This window comes from Microvirga vignae (genome assembly GCF_001017175.1).
Lineage (GTDB): Bacteria > Pseudomonadota > Alphaproteobacteria > Rhizobiales > Beijerinckiaceae > Microvirga > Microvirga vignae.
The window spans coordinates 1-18,201 of the sequence record NZ_LCYG01000122.1; the positions used below are offsets into that span (position 1 = coordinate 1).

General features: G+C 61.0%; 19 protein-coding genes and 1 tRNA gene. 14 read left to right on the forward strand and 6 right to left on the reverse strand.

What is annotated here, in order from left to right; all coding sequences use genetic code 11:
* The first annotated feature begins 315 nt into the window (after positions 1-315).
* The 3 genes from AA309_RS29490 to AA309_RS29500 all read left to right on the forward strand — a co-directional run bounded on the left by AA309_RS29490 (position 316) and on the right by AA309_RS29500 (position 2,534).
* Positions 316-1,428 (forward strand): M20 family metallopeptidase, encoded by a 1,113-nt coding sequence (locus AA309_RS29490; protein ID WP_047192594.1) that lies wholly within the window; start codon positions 316-318, stop codon positions 1,426-1,428.
* On the forward strand, positions 1,428-1,886 hold the full coding sequence (locus AA309_RS29495; protein ID WP_047192595.1) for a GNAT family N-acetyltransferase: 459 nt from the start codon (positions 1,428-1,430) through the stop codon (positions 1,884-1,886). Before AA309_RS29490 ends, AA309_RS29495 begins: the two co-directional genes overlap by 1 nt.
* A 120-nt stretch (positions 1,887-2,006) precedes the next feature.
* On the forward strand, positions 2,007-2,534 hold the full coding sequence (locus tag AA309_RS29500) for an RNA pyrophosphohydrolase (protein WP_047192596.1): 528 nt from the start codon (positions 2,007-2,009) through the stop codon (positions 2,532-2,534).
* Between the two features lie 26 nt (positions 2,535-2,560).
* Here AA309_RS29500 and AA309_RS29505 read toward each other — a convergent pair whose 3' ends face one another.
* Both AA309_RS29505 and AA309_RS29510 read right to left on the reverse strand, forming a co-directional pair.
* Positions 2,561-2,752 (reverse strand): hypothetical protein, encoded by a 192-nt coding sequence (locus AA309_RS29505; protein WP_047192597.1) that lies wholly within the window; start codon positions 2,750-2,752, stop codon positions 2,561-2,563.
* A gap of 264 nt (positions 2,753-3,016) precedes the next feature.
* The gene (locus AA309_RS29510) at positions 3,017-3,655 is read right to left on the reverse strand and encodes a MarC family protein (protein ID WP_047192598.1); all 639 of its coding nucleotides are present in this window, start codon (positions 3,653-3,655) and stop codon (positions 3,017-3,019) included.
* A gap of 69 nt (positions 3,656-3,724) precedes the next feature.
* On the opposite strand from AA309_RS29510, the gene AA309_RS29515 reads away from it, so the two are divergent.
* Entirely contained in the window at positions 3,725-4,579 is an 855-nt protein-coding gene (locus AA309_RS29515; RefSeq protein WP_047192599.1) for a protein phosphatase 2C domain-containing protein, read from the forward strand.
* A 1,081-nt stretch (positions 4,580-5,660) separates the two neighbouring features.
* Positions 5,661-8,363: a DNA gyrase subunit A gene (gene gyrA / locus AA309_RS29520; protein WP_244470537.1), complete on the forward strand. Its 2,703-nt coding sequence runs from the start codon at positions 5,661-5,663 to the stop codon at positions 8,361-8,363.
* Between the two features lie 112 nt (positions 8,364-8,475).
* Here gyrA and AA309_RS29525 read toward each other — a convergent pair whose 3' ends face one another.
* A complete protein-coding gene (locus tag AA309_RS29525; protein WP_047192601.1) occupies positions 8,476-8,811 on the reverse strand; it encodes a hypothetical protein in 336 nt (111 codons plus the stop codon).
* A gap of 136 nt (positions 8,812-8,947) precedes the next feature.
* A complete protein-coding gene (locus tag AA309_RS29530) occupies positions 8,948-9,526 on the reverse strand; it encodes a hypothetical protein (RefSeq protein ID WP_047192602.1) in 579 nt (192 codons plus the stop codon).
* Positions 9,527-9,937: 411 nt separating this feature from the next.
* Here AA309_RS29530 and coaD point away from each other — a divergent pair, with 411 nt between their 5' ends.
* From coaD to AA309_RS29580, 9 genes are all read left to right on the forward strand, one after another.
* Positions 9,938-10,438 carry a pantetheine-phosphate adenylyltransferase gene (gene coaD, locus AA309_RS29535; protein ID WP_047192603.1) on the forward strand — a complete coding sequence of 167 codons (501 nt, stop codon included), beginning with the start codon at positions 9,938-9,940 and terminating at the stop codon, positions 10,436-10,438.
* Positions 10,439-10,470: 32 nt separating this feature from the next.
* The gene (locus AA309_RS29540; protein WP_047192604.1) at positions 10,471-11,019 is read left to right on the forward strand and encodes a peptidylprolyl isomerase; all 549 of its coding nucleotides are present in this window, start codon (positions 10,471-10,473) and stop codon (positions 11,017-11,019) included.
* On the forward strand, positions 11,019-11,531 hold the full coding sequence (locus tag AA309_RS29545; protein ID WP_052955087.1) for a hypothetical protein: 513 nt from the start codon (positions 11,019-11,021) through the stop codon (positions 11,529-11,531). The genes AA309_RS29540 and AA309_RS29545 overlap by 1 nt, the downstream gene beginning before the upstream one ends.
* Positions 11,532-11,578: 47 nt before the next feature.
* A complete protein-coding gene (locus tag AA309_RS29550; RefSeq protein WP_047192605.1) occupies positions 11,579-12,046 on the forward strand; it encodes a peptidylprolyl isomerase in 468 nt (155 codons plus the stop codon).
* Between the two features lie 108 nt (positions 12,047-12,154).
* Positions 12,155-13,231 carry a tRNA preQ1(34) S-adenosylmethionine ribosyltransferase-isomerase QueA gene (queA, locus tag AA309_RS29555; protein ID WP_047192606.1) on the forward strand — a complete coding sequence of 359 codons (1,077 nt, stop codon included), beginning with the start codon at positions 12,155-12,157 and terminating at the stop codon, positions 13,229-13,231.
* 57 nt (positions 13,232-13,288) lie between these two features.
* Positions 13,289-14,470: a tRNA guanosine(34) transglycosylase Tgt gene (gene tgt, locus AA309_RS29560; RefSeq protein ID WP_047192607.1), complete on the forward strand. Its 1,182-nt coding sequence runs from the start codon at positions 13,289-13,291 to the stop codon at positions 14,468-14,470.
* Positions 14,471-14,598: 128 nt separating this feature from the next.
* Positions 14,599-14,674: transfer RNA gene (locus tag AA309_RS29565), tRNA-Lys, on the forward strand.
* A gap of 375 nt (positions 14,675-15,049) precedes the next feature.
* Complete coding sequence (locus AA309_RS29575) at positions 15,050-16,369, forward strand: serine/threonine-protein kinase (RefSeq protein WP_047192608.1); 1,320 nt, start codon at positions 15,050-15,052, stop codon at positions 16,367-16,369.
* Entirely contained in the window at positions 16,366-17,082 is a 717-nt protein-coding gene (locus AA309_RS29580; protein ID WP_047192609.1) for a PP2C family protein-serine/threonine phosphatase, read from the forward strand. The genes AA309_RS29575 and AA309_RS29580 overlap by 4 nt, the downstream gene beginning before the upstream one ends.
* A gap of 81 nt (positions 17,083-17,163) precedes the next feature.
* Here the strand turns inward: AA309_RS29580 and AA309_RS35545 are convergent, their stop codons facing one another.
* Both AA309_RS35545 and AA309_RS29585 read right to left on the reverse strand, forming a co-directional pair.
* Complete coding sequence (locus tag AA309_RS35545; RefSeq protein ID WP_160310573.1) at positions 17,164-17,322, reverse strand: hypothetical protein; 159 nt, start codon at positions 17,320-17,322, stop codon at positions 17,164-17,166.
* Between the two features lie 25 nt (positions 17,323-17,347).
* Complete coding sequence (locus AA309_RS29585; protein ID WP_244470538.1) at positions 17,348-18,118, reverse strand: SDR family oxidoreductase; 771 nt, start codon at positions 18,116-18,118, stop codon at positions 17,348-17,350.
* Between the last annotated feature and the right edge of the window lie 83 nt (positions 18,119-18,201).

Consider the following 18,201-nt stretch of genomic DNA (forward strand, 5'->3'; position numbering starts at 1 on the left):
TTCGGCCGATCCTCCCCCATGGAGCGACGGCCGGCTCCGGCCCCGGCCCAGGGCAGCGGTGGCGGATCGCGCTATAACGACCTCGACGACGATATCCCGTTCTAGAGCCTCGGACCCGAAAGTGGATTTGCACTTTTGGGGCCTGTCCGATGCTCTCTTTTATGAGCGGCACATTTATGAGCGGCACATCGCTGACGCGGCCCTTCGGGTCCGCACGATGCGCTGGTCGATAGCTGGTGACAGAGCCCCGCGAGGGGGCTAAAGAGACGCAAAGGCGGCTCAAGCCGCCTTTTCCTTATGTGATTTGACGCAGCCATGACCTCCCCAGCCCTCGATACCCTCTTTACCTGGATCCGCACCGAAAGCCCGACCCATGACGTGGCCGGCGTGAACCTGATGATGGATCTCGTGGTCGAGCAGATGAAGGGTGCGCCGGTCGCCATCGAGCGCATCAGGGGAGAGCAGGGGCTGGGCGATGCGCTGATCCTGCGCGCCGGGCCGCAGACGGACGAGCCGGCGATCCTGATCATGTCGCATCTCGACACCGTGCATCCCGTAGGCACGATCGAACGCGATCTGCCTTTGCGGATCGAGGGGGATCGGCTCTATGGCCCTGGCGTCTACGACATGAAGGCGAGCGCCTGGTTCAGCCTGGAAGCTTTCAAGGAAGTGGCGCGCAAGGGTACGGCGGCGCGTCCGCTGATCTACCTCGTCACGCCGGACGAAGAGATCGGCTCGCCCATGACGCGATCCATCATCGAGGATCTCGCCCGTCGCTCGGCCTATGCCCTGGTGACGGAGCCGAGCCGCGATGGCGGGCAGGTCGTGACCGCACGCAAGGGCGTCGGGCGCTTCGATGTGCATGTGGAGGGCCGCCCGGCTCATGCGGGCTCGCGCCATGCGGAAGGTCGTAACGCCATCTATGAAGCCGCACGCCAGATTCTCGCCATCGAGGCCATGACCGATTACACGCGCGGCGTCACGACGACGGTCGGCATGGTGTCCGGCGGCACGGCGGTGAACACGATCCCGCAGCATTGCAGCTTCCCCGTCGATCTGCGTGTCGAGACCGTGGCGGATGGCGAGGCGCTGACCAGGGCGATCCTCGGTCTGACGCCCCATCATCCGGACTTCAAGATCACCGTCACCGGCGGCATGAACCGGCCGCCCTATGAGCGGACGGAAGGCACGTCGAAGCTGTTCGATCATGCGAAGTCGCTCGCCGCCGAAATCGGTTTCGATCTCGTGTCCGCCCCGCGTGTCGGCGGCGGATCGGACGGTAATTTCACGGCGGCTTTGGGTGTGCCCACTCTCGACGGTCTCGGAATTGATGGAAACGGGGCGCACACGCTGCAGGAATACGGCGTAATCTCCACCATCGCTCCGCGCCAGGAACTGATGAAGCGCCTGATGGAGACGCTGCGCTGATGACGATCAGCGATCTTCGCGACAAGTCGGACTTTGCGGATGTCGTCGCAGAGCGCATCTGGCGCGCTTTCTGGAAGGACGAGGGACACCCGCTGGAACTCGTGAAAGGGCTCGTGCAGCAGAATTTCGGGAGTGAGCCCATTCCGACAGCGTTCGTGGCGCATGACGGCGAGTGCTTCGCCGGCGCGGTCTCCGTTATCGCCGACGATGAGGAGAGAAGGCCTCAATACACGCCGTGGGTCGCGGCCCTTTGGGTCGAACCGGAGTACCGGCAAAAGGGCATCGGTGCGGCTCTCGTCGAGAGAGCGACGGAATTTGCCTTCGCCACAGGTGCGCAGCGTGTCTATCTGCTCTCACGCGAGCGCCGGCGGGTCTATTATGAGGGCCTGGGCTGGACGGTTCTTGAAGCCGATGTTCTGGAGCCAGGACTTCATGTTCTGATCAAGGATGCGGGCTAGAGCATCGGACGAGAAAAGTGAACTTGCACTTTTGGATCTGACGCTCCCGTCTATAGAGAGCGCATCGTTAGACGCGGAAAGCCGGGTCCACTTCTTCCGCACGATGCGCCAGGAGATCTGATGATGGAGCAGGAAGCGAGTTCTGTGTACCGGCCCAATGTGGGCATCGCTCTCTTCAACAGCCTTGGACAGGTGCTGATCGCGAGGCGTCTTGGCGACGATGGTCCTGAAATCATTGCGCCGGGACATGAATGGCAGATGCCGCAGGGCGGCATCGACGAGGGTGAGGATCCGCTGACGGCAGCCCGGCGTGAATTGCAGGAAGAGACGAACGTCACAAGCGCGGTGCATCTCGGCGAAACACAAGTCTGGCTCACTTACGACTTTCCGCCCTATGACGGCCCGCCGCATCGTCTCTCGCCGTTTCGTGGCCAGCGGCAGAAATGGTTCGCCATGCGCTTCATGGGTGAGGAGAGCGAGGTCGACGTGACGCTGACGCACGGAAGTGCCGTCCCCGAATTCAGCGAGTGGCGATGGCAGGAGCTTTCGGACGCGCCCTCACTGGTGGTGCCCTTCAAGCGTGCGGTTTACGAGCACGTGGCGGAGGCGTTCAAGTCCTTTGCGGAGCCACAGGCAACGAGCGTTTGAACCCGCGAGGCGGCACGCAACGCATCTCAGTTCTCGTCCTGACTGGGCGGCTGCGCGAGTTCAGGGTGTTTCTGCACCAATGCATCCCGATCCTTGGCGAGATTTTCCCAAGTCCGCGCCATCTCCAGAAGCTGATCGCGCTGGGGGCCTTCCGGAACCTGCTTGGCGAGAGCGCGGCATTCCTCGGCATGCTTGCGGTACTCTGACGCCTTCTTCACTTTCTCCTCCGTGTGACGCCTCTTAACTAGCACGCACTCGACTGCAGCCAAGCCTTCGCGATGATGAAGGCGAGACAATTGCGACCGCGCGACATGCGATGGACGATCCTAGAGCATCGGACCCGAAAGTGGACTCCACTTTTGGGATTCGATCCGGTGCTTCCTTCTATAGCGAGCGCATCGTTCGAGCGGAAAACCGGATCCACTTTTCACTGACGTGGCCCTGCGGGTCGCTGACGCGGCCCTTCGGGTCCGCACGATGCGCTAGAGGCTTGGCGACCGAAACAAGGCCTCCGCGCCGTTGATGACGAACTGCACCGCAAGGCCGGCCAGGATCACGCCGAGCAGGCGGCTCAGCACGATGTTGCCGGTGATGCCGAGCATGCGCGACACGCGCTCCGCCGCCATGAAGACGGCAAAGCAGCACACGACGCCCAGGGCGATGAGCGCGATCAGGAAGCCCAGATAGACCGGATTACCATCAGCTCGCCCCGCGAGGAGGATGGTTGCGGTGATCGCACCGGGGCCGGCCATCAGCGGAATGGCAAGCGGGAAAGCGGCGACGTTGCGGATGTGATCCTCGGTGATCGCCACATCGGCCGTATGCTGCTTGCGTTCGTTGCGACGCTCGAACACCATCTCGAAGGCAATCCAGAACAACAGCAGGCCGCCCGAGATGCGGAAGGCCGGAATGCCGACGCCTAGAAGCCTCAAGAGAATCTCTCCGCCGAGCCCGAAGAAGGCCAGGATGCAGAAAGCGATGATCGCGGCTCTGATCGAAACGCGCCTGCGTTCCTCGGCATTCATGCCTCGGGTGAGGGAGATGAACATGGGCGCAAGGGCAGGCGGGTCGAGAGTGACGAGCAGGGTCACGAGGGCGCTGGAGATATAGTCGAAGAGCATCGGCTGGACCTTGAATACAGCTTTGCTTTATGGGGTTCTCGAGCGGGTTTGGCGAGGGGCGATGCTACGATGTTCACGACTTTGGATCGGATCAGCTGGCCCGGGCACCCGGACAAGCCCAACGAGGACATCTGCGGCGTCTGCCAGGATTGGGCCTGGGTGATCGACACCTCGATCTTTCCCGGCACCGCACCGGTCATGCATCCCAAGAGCGACGCGGCCTGGCTCGCCGCCTTCGCCGATGAGCGCCTGTCGAACCTCGCGCCAGCAGCCGAGGACGGCGCGGTCCTGATCCGGCATGTCATGGAGGAGGCGCGCACGGCCTACAGGGCCGTTGCCCCGCAGGAGCGGCATGAGGACTTCGTCTCCTGGCCGCTCGGCGCCATGACCCTCGTGCGGCGCATGGGAAAGACCCTCGACGCCTGGACCTTCGGCGACACGACAGCCTTCATGCGCCAGCCTGACGGAACGGTCCTGACCCTGGGCGAGGCCCCCGGGCTGCGCGATGCCGAATCCGCCAGGGCCGCCGAGCTGATGCAGGCGTCAGGCTCCCGGCCCGACGACATTCTGGGCGAGCCCGTCTTTCTCGCCTGGCTCGGCGAACGCCGCGAGCGGCAGAAGAAGAGCGGCATCCCGGCGGCCCTTCTCAGCTTCAACCCGGATGCCGCCGGGCGCCTGAGGCATGAGAGCGTCCCCTGCGCGGACGGCGCGACGATCCTGCTCACCAGCGACGGCTTCTCGGCCCTGGTCGATCTCTATGGGGCCGTGGACGCCGAGGGCCTGATGGAGGCCGCCATCGCCTCCGGCCTGGAATCCTTGGCCCGCAAGGCGCGCGAAATCGAAACCCGGGTCGATCCGGACGGGAAGCTCTATCCTCGGTTCAAGCTCAGCGATGATACAACGGGGCTGTTGCTGAGGACATAAAGACTGCCGCTTCCGTCATGGCCGGCCCGGGACTTGATCCGGGGATTGTGCCAACCATCCACGCTTGTTCGCATCGCCAACGACACCCTCCTCGTCATGGCCCGGCTCGTCCCGGGGATCCACGTCTTCTTGCTCTGTACCGTCTTGCTCTGTGCCGTCCCTTCCTCGTCATGGCCGCAACGAATGCGGCCATCCACGTCTTCAGAGCCGCAGTGGTTCGAAGACGTGGATCCCCGGCACAGGGCCAGGGATGACGGCGGAGGAGGTTCCGGGCCATCCGAGAATGTTCTCTGTTTGTTCTTGACTTTTGTCCTAATCTCGGCTATATCCTGCCTTGTCCCGGCTCACCGAGGGGCGCGCTCGCGAGGCGTCGTGACTGTGGAGCCGGGGCGCGGTCCTGCCGGAGGGCTGAACGCCCAGCCGCCGGGCAGGAGGCCAGTCGCCCCGTGAGGGATGGACCGCCTCAAGAAGCCGTGCGCGAGGAGCCGTCGGGTTCCACGCTGACATCTCAGACCTCGAGCCGGACCGCTCCTCGCGCCCCCCTCGACCGCTCACCCTCGGAAGCCGCTCCGGCCCTGAGGCCGCTTCCGCGCGCTCTTTGACATCACCTTTCTCTCGTCATGGCCGTCCCCGGATCAGGTGCCGCTGATTTTCTCGGAGGACATGATGAAAAGAGGAGTAAGCAATGAAAATCAGCGACTTGCCTGCCGATTTGAAAACTCTTCCTTGATCCTGCGAAAGGCGGGGAAAAGTGCCGCAGCAGGAGGGGCTTTCCGCCCATGCCCTAAGCCATGATTAACTTATTGAAAAATCAGTCGTTTATTGAGCAATTCTTCTCTCTGGATAACCACTCAAAAAACTTGAAAAACGCGCCGTTCTCGCCCATCTAAGGATTTGAATTTCAATTGGATTCGCGGGGCTGCCTGACGGCTTGATGAAGCGGCAATTCAGCCGCCTCTCGCGAAGGGGCAGACTGTTTTAAGAAAGACCAACCTTGACCGATCCGAACGATATCCGCTCCGGCGGCCCCGCGGGGGACCAGCCGGCCAGCGACATCAAGCCGATTTCCATCGTCGATGAGATGAAGCGCTCGTATCTTGATTACGCCATGAGCGTGATCGTGAGCCGCGCTCTCCCCGACGCGCGCGACGGCCTCAAGCCCGTGCACCGGCGCATCCTCTACTCGATGCACGAGAACGGCTACACGCCGGACAAGAAATATGTGAAGTCCGCCCGCATCGTCGGTGACGTGATGGGTCAATACCATCCGCACGGCGACAGCGCGATCTACGACGCCTTGGTGCGCATGGCGCAGGACTTCTCGCTGCGTCTCATGCTCGTGGACGGGCAGGGCAACTTCGGCTCGGTGGACGGCGATCCGCCGGCAGCCATGCGCTACACCGAGTCCCGCCTTGCCAAGGCGGCGATGCCGCTCCTCGACGACATCGACAAGGACACGGTCGATTTCACCCCCAACTACGACGAGTCGAAGGACGAGCCGACGGTTCTGCCCGCGCGCTATCCGAACCTGCTCGTCAACGGCGCCGGCGGTATCGCGGTCGGCATGGCCACCAACATGCCCCCCCACAACCTGGGCGAGGTCATCGACGGCTGCCTGGCCTATATCGACAATCCCGCCATCTCCGCCGAAGAACTGATCGAAATCATTCCCGGTCCGGATTTCCCGACCGGCGCGCTGATCCTCGGCCGCTCGGGCGCTCGTTCGGCCTACACCACGGGTCGCGGCTCCATCATCATGCGGGCCAAGTCCGAGGTGGAGGAGATCCGCAAGGACCGCGAGGCGCTCATCTTCACCGAGATCCCGTATCAGGTGAACAAGGCTTCGCTGATCGAGAAGATCGCCGAGCTCGTGCGCGAGAAGAAGATCGAAGGCATCGCGGATCTTCGCGACGAATCCGACCGCGACGGCATGCGCATCGTGGTCGAGATCAAGCGCGACGCCATGGCGGACGTGGTGCTCAACCAGCTCTACCGCTACACGCCGCTGCAGACGAGCTTCGGCGCCAACATGGTGGCGCTGAACGGCGGCCGCCCCGAGCAGATGACGCTCAGGGACCTGATCGGCGCCTTCGTGGACTTCCGCGAGGAAGTCGTGTCGCGTCGGACCAAGTTCCTGCTCAACAAGGCACGCGAACGCGCCCACGTGTTGTGCGGTCTCGCCATTGCGGTGGCCAATATCGACGAGGTGATCCGCCTCATCCGCACCGCGCCCGATCCGAACGCCGCCCGTGAGGCTCTCATGGGCCGCGACTGGCCGGCCAAGGACATCGCGCCGCTGATCGCGCTGGTGGACGACCCACGCCACAAGATCAACGATGACGGCACCTATCGTCTCTCCGAGACGCAGGCTCGCGCGATCCTCGACCTGCGCCTGCAGCGCCTGACCGCTCTCGGCCGCGACGAGATCGGCGACGAGCTGTCCAAGCTCGCGGCCGAGATCTCGGATTATCTCGAGATCCTGCGTTCGCGCGCCCGCATCATGGGCATCATCAAGGACGAGCTCGCCGAAATCCGCAACGCCTATGCCACGCCGCGCAAGACGCAGATCGTCGATTGGGACTCCGACGTGGACGACGAGGATCTCATCGCCCGCGAGGACATGGTCGTCACGGTGTCGCACGCCGGCTACATCAAGCGCGTGCCGCTCTCGACCTATCGGGCGCAGCGTCGCGGCGGAAAGGGCCGCTCCGCCATGACGACGAGGGACGAGGATTTCGTCACCCGTCTCTTCGTGGCGAACACCCATACGCCGGTGATCTTCTTCTCGTCCGAAGGCCAGGCCTACAAGGAGAAGGTGTGGCGCCTGCCGCTCGCCGCCCCGAACGCCAAGGGCAAGGCGCTGGTGAACATGCTGCCGCTCAAACAGGGCGAGCGCATCAACGCCATCATGCCGTTGCCGGAGGACGAGGCGTCCTGGGACAAGCTGGACGTGATGTTCGCGACCTCGCGCGGCACGGTTCGCCGCAACAAGCTGTCGGACTTCGTACAGGTCAATCGCGGCGGCAAGATCGCCATGAAGCTGGACGAGGGCGAGCATATCGTCGACGTTCAGATCTGCTCCGAGCATGACGACGTGCTGCTCACCACGGCCAAGGGCCAGTGCATCCGCTTCCCCGTGACGGATGTGCGCGTGTTCAAGGGCCGCGACTCCATGGGCGTGCGCGGCATCAACCTGGCCGAAGGCGACAAGATCATCTCCATGGCGATCCTGCGCCACGTGGAAGCGACGGGCGAAGAGCGCACCGCCTACCTCAAGATGCGCCGCGCCGTCATGGGCGAGCAGGCGAACGGCGATGCGGATGCGGCAGTTGGCGACGATGCGGAGGAGACCGAGAACGGAAACGTCTCGCTCTCGCAGGAGCGCTATGCGGAGATGAGCGCGCAGGAACAGTGCATCCTGACGATCTCCGAGAAGGGCTACGGCAAGCGCACGCTCTCCTACGAGTACCGCATCACGGGACGTGGCGGCAAAGGCATCACCGCCATGGCGGTCAACAACCGCAACGGCCTGCTCGTTGCCTCGTTCCCGGTCGAGAACGCCGACCAGATCATGCTCGTCACCGATGGCGGCCAGCTGATCCGCGTGCCGGTCGACGGCATTCGCGTCGTCGGCCGCAACTCGCAAGGCGTCACCGTCTTCTCCACGCGCGACAAGGAACGTGTGGTCTCGGTTGAACACATCGAGGGTGAAGAGGGTGAGGAAGGTGAGGCCGCCGATGACGCCGGAGCTGAGGGCAATGTTGCCGAAGGCGGCGAGGAATAAGACCTCGCCTCGGCCCTCACAGATCAATCCAAAGGGCGCCTTTCGGCGCCCTTTTCTTTTTACGGACGGGCACTGTCTGCGTCGATTCCGCTGTTGGATTTGATCGAGATTATCATGCGTTCTGCGCGACGAAAGTCGCTGGCTCGTGGTGCGACGCATCGGGATGGGCGCGGTTCAAAATGCGCCATAGGAGCCCGAGTGTTGCAGCAAGCGTGAGGCCTGCCACGGCCAGATACATGTCTTCCGTTGAGAGCGTCAGCTTCAGCTGGCTCAGCAGAAGGCCGAAGCCGCCTGTCGCGATGCTCAGGCCGAAGACCAGGGCCTGCTCGAGGGGCCGTCCGAGCCGAAGGATATCCGGCATCAGCAATGCGATTCCAATCCCGTAGATCGGCAAGTCGTAGTCATAGGCGTAAGGACTGATCAGAAGGAAAGCGACTGCGCCGATCATACGCAAATAAAGCCTAAACGACCTTGCGAGGCTTGCGGCGGGCAGGGGTGAAACATCTTCTGCGGAAGGGATGCCGGAAAATAGAGATACGTTGTGCGCGGGGCGGAGCTGTTCTCCGCATGGCCCTTTGTTCGGATTATCTGCTCAGTAGACGCGCGTACTCCATGGCGAATTTGGCGGCCATCTGATCCGCATCGGGTGCGGTGGTGGTGTAGCGGATCTTCACGAAGTTCTTCTTGCTGACCGTGATGAACACGTAAGAATCCCGGGTCTTCCCCTTCTGCGTGATGGTCAGGTGAGCTAGGGCGTAGGGAGCTGTCTCCGCTTTCGCGATGACCTTCGCCTCCTGGTAACTTCCGGTGGAGACGGCGGTCCGGATGTCGCCGAGAGCGATCTCTCGCTGGTCGGCTGCGGCTTGGTGCGGTTCGGCGGAGGTCAGGTCCTCACCGGGATCGTAGATGAAGATATCGGCCCAGGTTTCGCCCGGAATCTCATAGCGCACGCTGAAGCCCATACCGGCCTCGCTGTAATCGGTCCTCTGCCTGCGCGGGAGTTCGGCGATCTTTCCGGGGAAGGGATAGCCCTCGATCTGCGTAACGTGTGCCGGGATCGGACTGCGTGTTGGCTCTGCAATGGCTTGTGAGACGAAAACCAGCCCAAAGACCAGACCAAGAGAAAGGCTCCACGAGCCTGAAAGGCGCAAGAGACGAGACATCAGACCCCCACACGGGCAAAAGCTAACGTAATTCAGCTGCAGACGGGAGTCCTATTCAGGATAGGCTTTTGATCCTCGAGAGGGGTGGTTAACCGAAAATATGGGTGCTTGAGACAACGGCAGGAGCCAGAACGGCGAGAGCAGTCACGAAGACGATAATGAGACGAGCCACCATGAGAAGCCTCCTTACCAAAGGTTAATTATGGCTATGCTCTGATCCTTCAACCTTGGCGGTGCGTTAGCGCACGGCTACAAACCCTTCAGGGCTAGTGCGGCCCAAACTGCAAAGGCCTTGGCATCCTCAGCGCATCGTCGGGGACAGGCGCCTTGTAGCGCACGCCCACGAGCCAGTCCTTGGTGGCGTTTTCCAAACCTTTGCGGGATCGAAAGTCTCATTTATAACCTTGGCCCATGACACGTACCGCCCTCTACACCGGCAGCTTCGACCCCGTCACCGATGGCCATTTGGACGTTCTGCGTCAGGCCTGCAGCGTGGCGGACAAGATCGTCGTGGCTATCGGCGTCCATTCCTCAAAGGCCCCGATCTTCAGCGCAGAGGAACGGGCCGAGATGCTGCGTGCGGTCTGCGGGCCCGTGCTTCAGGCAAGAGGGGTAGAGCTCGAGGTCGTGACCTTCAACGACCTCGCGGTGGATGCCGCCAAACGCCATGGTGCGAGCCTGATCGTTCGTGGCCTGCGCGACGGCACGGATTTTGACTACGAGATTCAGATGGCGTCCATGAACTCCACCATGGCGCCTGACATCCAGACCCTCTTCTTTCCGGCCTCTCCCCCGGTTCGCCCGATTACCGCCACGCTTGTCCGGCAGATCGCGGCCATGGGGGGCGACGTCTCGGCCTTCGTGCCTGGCCTTGTCGCGGAGCGTCTCAAGGCCAGATTCAAGCGGTCATAAAATACCACGATCCTCAAAGGAGAACCTAGCCCATGAAGCGTTTGCTCGCAGCCTCTGCGCTCGTGCTGGCCAGCCTTGTTCCGGCAGCCGCCCAGCAGGCCAATGATCCGCAGAACACGATCTTCCTCGACACCAAGGACGGACGCATCACCATCCGCCTGCGCCCGGACTTGGCGCCGAAGCATGTCGAGCAGATCAAAACGCTGACCAAGCAGGGGTTCTACAATGGCGTCGTGTTCCACCGGGTGATCGAGGGCTTCATGGCCCAGACGGGCGATCCCACCGGCACAGGCACGGGCAAGTCCAACCTGCCGAACATCCCGGCCGAGTTCACCAACACCCAATACAAGCGCGGCTCCGTCGGCATGGCCCGCTCGCAAAGCCCCGACTCCGCCAACAGCCAGTTCTTCATCTGCTACGAGGGATGCGGTCCGCTGACCGGCCAATACACGCTCTTCGGCGAGGTCGTCTCCGGCATGGACCTGGTGGACAAGATCAAGAAGGGGAATGCCGCCGCCAACGGAATGGTCTCGAACCCCGACAAGATCGTGAAGATGCAACTCGCCGCCGACGCGAAGTAATGCTGTGTGATCTTCCATCCGGAGCGCGGCGGACCATCGCCGCGTTCCTGCTCGCAACGGTCTTCGCGTCCGCGGCGGCTGCGCAGGAGGATGGACTTTATCATAAGCGTTACGAAGACTGGTATGAGCCCTTCGAGCCGCTGCCCAGCTTGCCTGAGGGTATCCAAGGCGTCGTAAGGCCGAATTCGAAGGCAGGCCGGGTTTTGCACATCAACACCTTGCGCGAGGTTTTCCAGGCTCTGCAGGCCTGCTGGCACCCGCCGGGCGGGAGCGGTTACTCTGGCCAGGAGATCACGTTGCGCCTCAGCTTCAAGCGCAATGGCGAAGTCTTGGGGAAGCCGCGGATCACCTATTACAAGCCGGGAACCCAAGGGGAGCAGCGGGAGTCCTTCACCCGCTCGGTGCGGGAGGCTTTCGAGCGTTGCACGCCCTTTCCCTTCACGGAAAGTTTTGGAGCAGCGATTGCGGGGCGAATCTTCTCCTTCCGTTTCGTCGATGCTCAGCCTATGTGAACGAACACGAACAGATTTAACCGAACACGCCACCAGAGGAGAACCCGATGGCAGATCCGGAAAACACCCTCATCATGGAAACCACGAAGGGCCGCGTGGTCATCGAGATGCGCCCCGATCTGGCCCCAGGCCACGTGGAGCGCATCAAGACCCTGGCCCGTCGGGGCTTCTATGACGATATCGCGTTCCATCGCGTGATCGAGGGCTTCATGGCCCAGACCGGCTGCCCCCATGGCACCGGCACCGGTGGTTCCGACCTGCCGGACCTGAAGGCCGAGTTCAACGCCGAGCCCCACGTGCGCGGCACCTGCTCAATGGCGCGGACCAACTACCCGCATTCCGCCAACTCGCAGTTCTTCATCTGCTTCGACGATGCCCGTTTCCTCGACAAGCAGTACACGGTGTGGGGCAAGGTGATCGAAGGCATGGAGAACGTGGACAAGATCAAGCGCGGCGAGCCCGTGAAGGATCCGGATCGCATCGTTTCCATGAAGGTTGCCGCGGACGTGGCTTAAAGCCCTTGTCTTCGTCATGCCCGGACTCGTCCCGGGCATCCACGTCTGCAACGCCGAAAGGCGTGGATGGCCGGATCAAGTCCGGCCATGACATTTTGGATATCCGTCATGCGCGTCGACCTATTTGATTTCGAGCTGCCCGAGCAGAATATTGCGCTCCGCCCCGTGGAGCCGCGGGATTCTGCACGCATGCTGGTCGTGAGGCCCGGCAGCGATTTCGAGGACGGAAAAGTCCGCGACCTGCCGGATCTGTTGCTGCCGGGCGACGTGCTTGTGCTCAACGACACCAAGGTCATTCCGTCCCGGCTCTACGGCCTGCGCGTGCGTGAGGAGACGGCGGCGCGCGTCGAGATCATGCTGCATAAGCGGGAAGGAGCGGACCGTTGGCGCGCCTTTGCACGTCCGGCGAAGAAGCTCAATGTGGGTGATCGCATCCGCTTCGGCGAGGAAACCGAGAGCACGGTCTGCGAGCTCGTGCGCCTCGATGCGGAAGTGATCGAAAAAGGCGAAGGCGGCGATGTGGCGCTTCGCTTTTCCTTCTCAGGACCCTTCCTCGATGAAGCCATCGCCCGCCTGGGTGAGCTGCCGCTGCCACCCTACATCGCGGGCAAGCGCGCGACGGACGAGAAGGACAGGACCGACTACCAGACGGTCTATGCCAAGGACGAAGGAGCGGTGGCTGCTCCGACGGCCGGCCTCCATTTCACCGATGAGCTGTTCCGTCGTCTCGGTGAGCGCGGCATCGAGCGCCACTTCGTGACCTTGCATGTGGGCGCCGGGACCTTCCTGCCCGTGAAGGCTGAGGATACCACCGAGCACCGTATGCATGCGGAATGGGGTACGGTCGCCGAAGAAACCGCGCGAGCGCTCAACGAGGCACGGGCGCGGGGAGGGCGGATCGTAGCGGTTGGAACGACCTCATTGCGACTGCTCGAAAGTGCGGTCTGCGAAGATGGCACCATCGCTCCTTTCTCAGGCGACACGGCGATCTTCATCACGCCGGGCTATCGCTTCAAGGCGGTCGACGTGCTGATGACGAACTTCCACCTGCCGCGCTCGACCCTGTTCATGCTGGTATCCGCCTTTGCCGGACTGGAACGCATGCGCGCGGCCTATACCCATGCCATTGAGACCGGCTATCGCTTCTACTCATATGGCGATGCAAGTTTGCTCTTTCGGCGTTGATGCTCCATCTCAGCTTTTCGTGCCCGCAAGGACTTAGGCCGATCCCATGAGGACCGAATGACAACTGATCAGTTCACCTTCACCGTGACCAAGACCGACGGAACGGCGCGGACCGGCGAGATTCGGATGCCTCGCGGCGTCATCCGCACGCCTGCCTTCATGCCGGTCGGCACGGCGGCCACCGTGAAGGCCATGTATCCGGATCAGGTGAAGGCCCTCGGGGCGGATGTGGTGCTCGGCAATACCTATCATCTCATGCTCCGCCCAGGCGCTGAGCGGGTGGCTCGCTTAGGCGGCCTGCACAAGTTCATGAACTGGCCCTATCCGATCCTCACCGATTCCGGCGGGTTCCAGGTCATGTCGCTCGCGGCGCTGCGCAAGGTTGACGAGAGCGGAGTCACCTTCCAGTCCCACATCGACGGTTCGAAGCATTTCATGTCGCCTGAGCGCTCCATCGAGATCCAGGGACTGCTCGGCTCCGACATTCAGATGCAGCTCGACGAATGCGTGCGCCTGCCGTGCTCCGATGAAGAAGCCGAACGGGCCATGCGTCTTTCCCTGCGTTGGGCGGAGCGATGCCGCATCGCCTTCGGCGACCAGCCGGGCAAGGCCATGTTCGGCATCGTCCAGGGGGGCGCCGTGGAACGTCTGCGTATCGAAAGTGCGCGCGAACTCGCGGCCATGAACCTGAAAGGCTATGCCATCGGTGGCTTGGCCGTAGGTGAGCCTCAGGATGTGATGCTTCGCATGATCGAGACGGTCGAGCCGTATATGCCCAAGGACAAGCCGCGCTATCTCATGGGCGTGGGCACGCCGGACGATATTGTGGAGGCGGTGCGCCGAGGCGTGGACATGTTCGACTGCGTCATGCCCACCCGTGCCGGACGCCACGGACAAGTCTTCACCAAGCATGGCCGTATGAACCTGCGCAATGCGCGCTTCGCAGAGGATACGCGCCCGCTCGACGAGAGCTCGAAATGCACGGCCTCGAACACCTATTCGCGGTCCTATCTCCACCATCTCGTCCGCTCGAACGAGATTCTGGGTATGATGCTGCTGACCTGGAACAACCTGGCCTATTATCAGGAGCTGATGGCCGGCCTGCGCAAGGCCATCGCCGAGGGGCGGCTCGAGGATCATATCGGCGAGATCAAGGAGGGCTGGGCCAAGGGCGAGCGGGACAGCAAGACCGAAATCGGTCATCACGCCGACAACATCGCCATGCCAGCGGAAGGTTAAAGCCCAACTGGTCCTTCAAGCCGTGGAAAACCAAGCCGTTGGAGGTCGGAATTGAGGATTTCGACCCCAAACCGGGGCTTTTCGATTGACCCGCCGGGGAAGAGCCCCTATTTCGGGCTCACCTCTGGGAGCGCGTAGCTCAGCCGGTAGAGCATCTGACTTTTAATCAGAGGGTCCTGGGTTCGAGTCCCAGCGCGCTCACCATATCTCTCAAGAGGTTAGCCTTCGTGTGGCCCACCGGCAGGCCACCAGCTTCGATCCCAGTAATCACGTGGTAAGCACCAAATCGTGATTTCGACTTGAAGGTTCGCCGAGAGTCTCTGCGCGAATCGAATATCCAACGGACAAGAGCAGTCTGCCCATGAACACTCGCGCACCTGATCCATGCTCCACGGGTAGCTACAACGTAAGTCAGGCGGATCTGTTCGCCTGTAGCATGGCTGACTCCTAATCAGCGGGTCCCAAGGTTCGAATCCTCACACATCCACCAAGATTTTCAATGACATAGATAAGAGCCTTGACGGTGATCCGCCTCCCTAGTTAGCAAACAGGGAGCGCGGCGACATCGAGTGGACGGTTATGACTCTTACCAGCATCAGAAGACTTGGGAGCGGCGGGTTCGGAGTTGTTGATCTGGTGCAGGACGATTCAGGGGCGCAGTTCGCCCGTAAGACGTTTCACGTCCTTCAAAGTCTCCCCCCAGAAATTGTTCAGAACGTGCGTCGCCGCTTTGCCCGAGAAGCCCGTACTCAGATGGGCATCCGGCACCGCAACATTGTTCCTGTTGTTGGTGGAGAACTGGGCCAGGATCCACCCTACTACTTGATGCCTGTGGCCGTCAGTAGCCTGCAAGACGATCTCGCACGTGACAGTACTTTAGGTGGGAAATGGATCAGCGCGATAGCCGATATCGTTGCAGCCTTGGATGAGCTTCATTCAATGGAGATTTATCACCGCGATCTCAAGACTCAGAATGTGCTCCGCTTCGGTGATGGTCAGGATCAACATTATGCTGTGAGTGATTTTGGGCTCATTGCAATGAACGAGACGCGCATCTCTGCTCTTACTATGACAGGGATGGCGAAAGGTAGTGATTATTATACAGCGCCGGAAATAACGTCTGATCTCCGGCGTGCCTCGCCCCAGTCCGATATTTATTCGCTAGGTTGTATCATTCATGATATTGTTGGTCGGCAGCCAAGAATACCTTGCCATGAAATACGGGAAGATGGGCCGTACGGTGCCATTCTGAGAAATTGCACGCGAGCTGAACCATCTCGGCGGTTTAAATCAGCAAAGGCAGTTCTCGATGCGCTTGTCAGCATTAACGAGATGCTTCCGCCTGTCTCCAATGAGCGCACCTCTGGTTTTGTTGAGCTTCTTAACCAGCATGATCCATTAAGTGACGCCGCTTGGCGTGAGCTTGTTGAACTCGTGGAGGATGAGTTTGGATCAAACGATGCAAGAGCCATCCTTGTTAGTATCGGGCTCGATCACGCCTCGGACTTGCTCTCTCGGCACTTAGATTTGGGCGATCGGCTAGGCCAAATCTATGCTCGGTGGGTACATGGATCGTCCTTTGGTTTCGAAAGATGCGATGCTCTTGCGAACGTCCTAGAGGTCTTTGTTAAGGGCGGATCATTCGAGACGAAGGTGGACTGTTTGATGGCGATGCTTGAACTCGGAACCTCCCACAATAGGTGGTATGTGGAGAGAAAGTTCTTCCAGCTATGCGGGCCGAGTATGGACGAGAGCCTTGCACGTCGTCTCGGCGTTGAGTTCCGAGCCGCTGGATTGGAGTTATGCCGTACTATCGCGCATGCGGAGTGGTCCATCCAAGTGAACCGTGCGCAGCTGCATCCTGTGTTAGCTCAGATCCTTGAAGAAGTCTGTGCATGAGATTTTCATATGCGACCTTCTCCGAAAAAGGTCCAAGGGCAGAAAATGAGGATGCCATTGGAGTATGGCATCTCAACGATGACTGGATGGCTGTAGCTATTGCAGATGGCTTAGGCGGGCATTTGGGAGGGCGTAGGGCGTCAGAGATAGCCATTGAGCAATTTGGCTCAATGTTGCAGGAGCCAACAATTCCTGATTTGGCTCAAATTGCTCATGAAATTCACACGATCATACGAGGGGAGCAGGACCAGAAGCTAGAATTGCGAGGTATGGCAACAACCTTCTCGGCTGCGCTCCTAATTAGTAACCGGATGCGCCTCGTGCATGTCGGCGACACAAGAATTTCTATTCAGCGGACAGCTGGGATAAAGCGCCTCACTCACGATCATACTGAAGCGTATCGGCTCTTAACAACTGGGAAGCTCACAAGGTATGAATACGATAATTACCCAAGGAAGCACATATTAGTAAGTGCACTTGGGGTTCATGGAAACCCGCAGATAGATACAGATCAGATTACACTTGAGGTGGGGGATCGAATTTTCTTTAGCTCGGACGGGGTGCACAATAAGATTCCACTCCGAGAGTTGAAAGCGATTTCAGATCAAGTGACAGGTCCTCAAAAGCTCTGTGCTGAAGTACAAAGACTCGTTGAGGGGCGCAAGCCGGAGGATAACTATTCATTCGCCGCAGTTTTTGTTGATAGAAATTGATGGGTTTCGTGACTAGGGCACCTTGCGGAGCTGCGATTAGACTACACCGTAACATCCAACGGCGGTGGCTGGTACCAAGCATCAGATTGTCCCGCCAACTGTCCCATACTTGTCCCGCTCTAAAGCACCCTGCAGCTGAAAGCCTAAAATCTCCAAGGCGTTGATCGTTGTGACCGTGTCTTCCACGCACAGGTCCTTCGGGGCGTGAACGACGACACCAAGCGATGGTGAGCCGACCATGATGACACTCCTGCTGTTCTCGGCCTCAGAGGACGGAGATCATCCCGCCGTCAACGTAGATGATCTGGCCGCTGACATAGTCGGAGGCCGCGGAGGCGAGGTACACACAAGTGCCTGCCAGTTCGTCCGGGCGCCCCCACCGCCGTGCGGGCGTACGCCCCTTCACCCAGGCGTCGAAGGTTGGATTATCGATCAGCGCCTGGTTCATGTCGGTCAGCATGTAGCCCGGACCGATAGCGTTGGCCTGGATGCCCAGTTCCGACCACTCGGCTGCCATTGCCTTGGTGAGCATCTTGATGCCGCCCTTGGCCACCGTGTAGGGAGCCACGGTGGCACGGGCAAGCTCGCTCGTCAGCGATCCGATGTTGATGATCTTCCCGTACCCGCGCTGCGCCATGCGGCGCGCCGCCTCGCGACCGATGACGAAGGCGCTGGTCAGGTTCGTGTCGACGACACGCCTCCAGTCGGCGGTGTCGAGCTCGAGCATCGGCCGACGGAACTGGATGCCAGCGTTGTTGACGAGGATGTCGATTGCGACGCCCTGACTGTCGAGGGTGTCGAAGGCCTCGATAATTGCCTTCTCGTCGGTGACGTCGAAGCGTGAGGCCCGCACCGCGTAACCGGCCGAGCCCATCTCCGTCACCGCCTTGGCGAGCCGCTCCTCGTCGGAACCATTCAACACAATTCCAGCGCCTGCGGCCGCCAGCCCCTCGGCCATGGCACGGCCAAGACCGCGCGAGGAGCCGGTCACGAGGGCCGTCTTGCCCGATAGATCAAAGAGTTTCGTCACGAGTATCTGCCTTCGAAAGCTTTTTGCGGAGTTGGAAGTGGATCGTGCCCCAGATCACCCGACGGCACTAGGCCGTGTGGACGGATTGG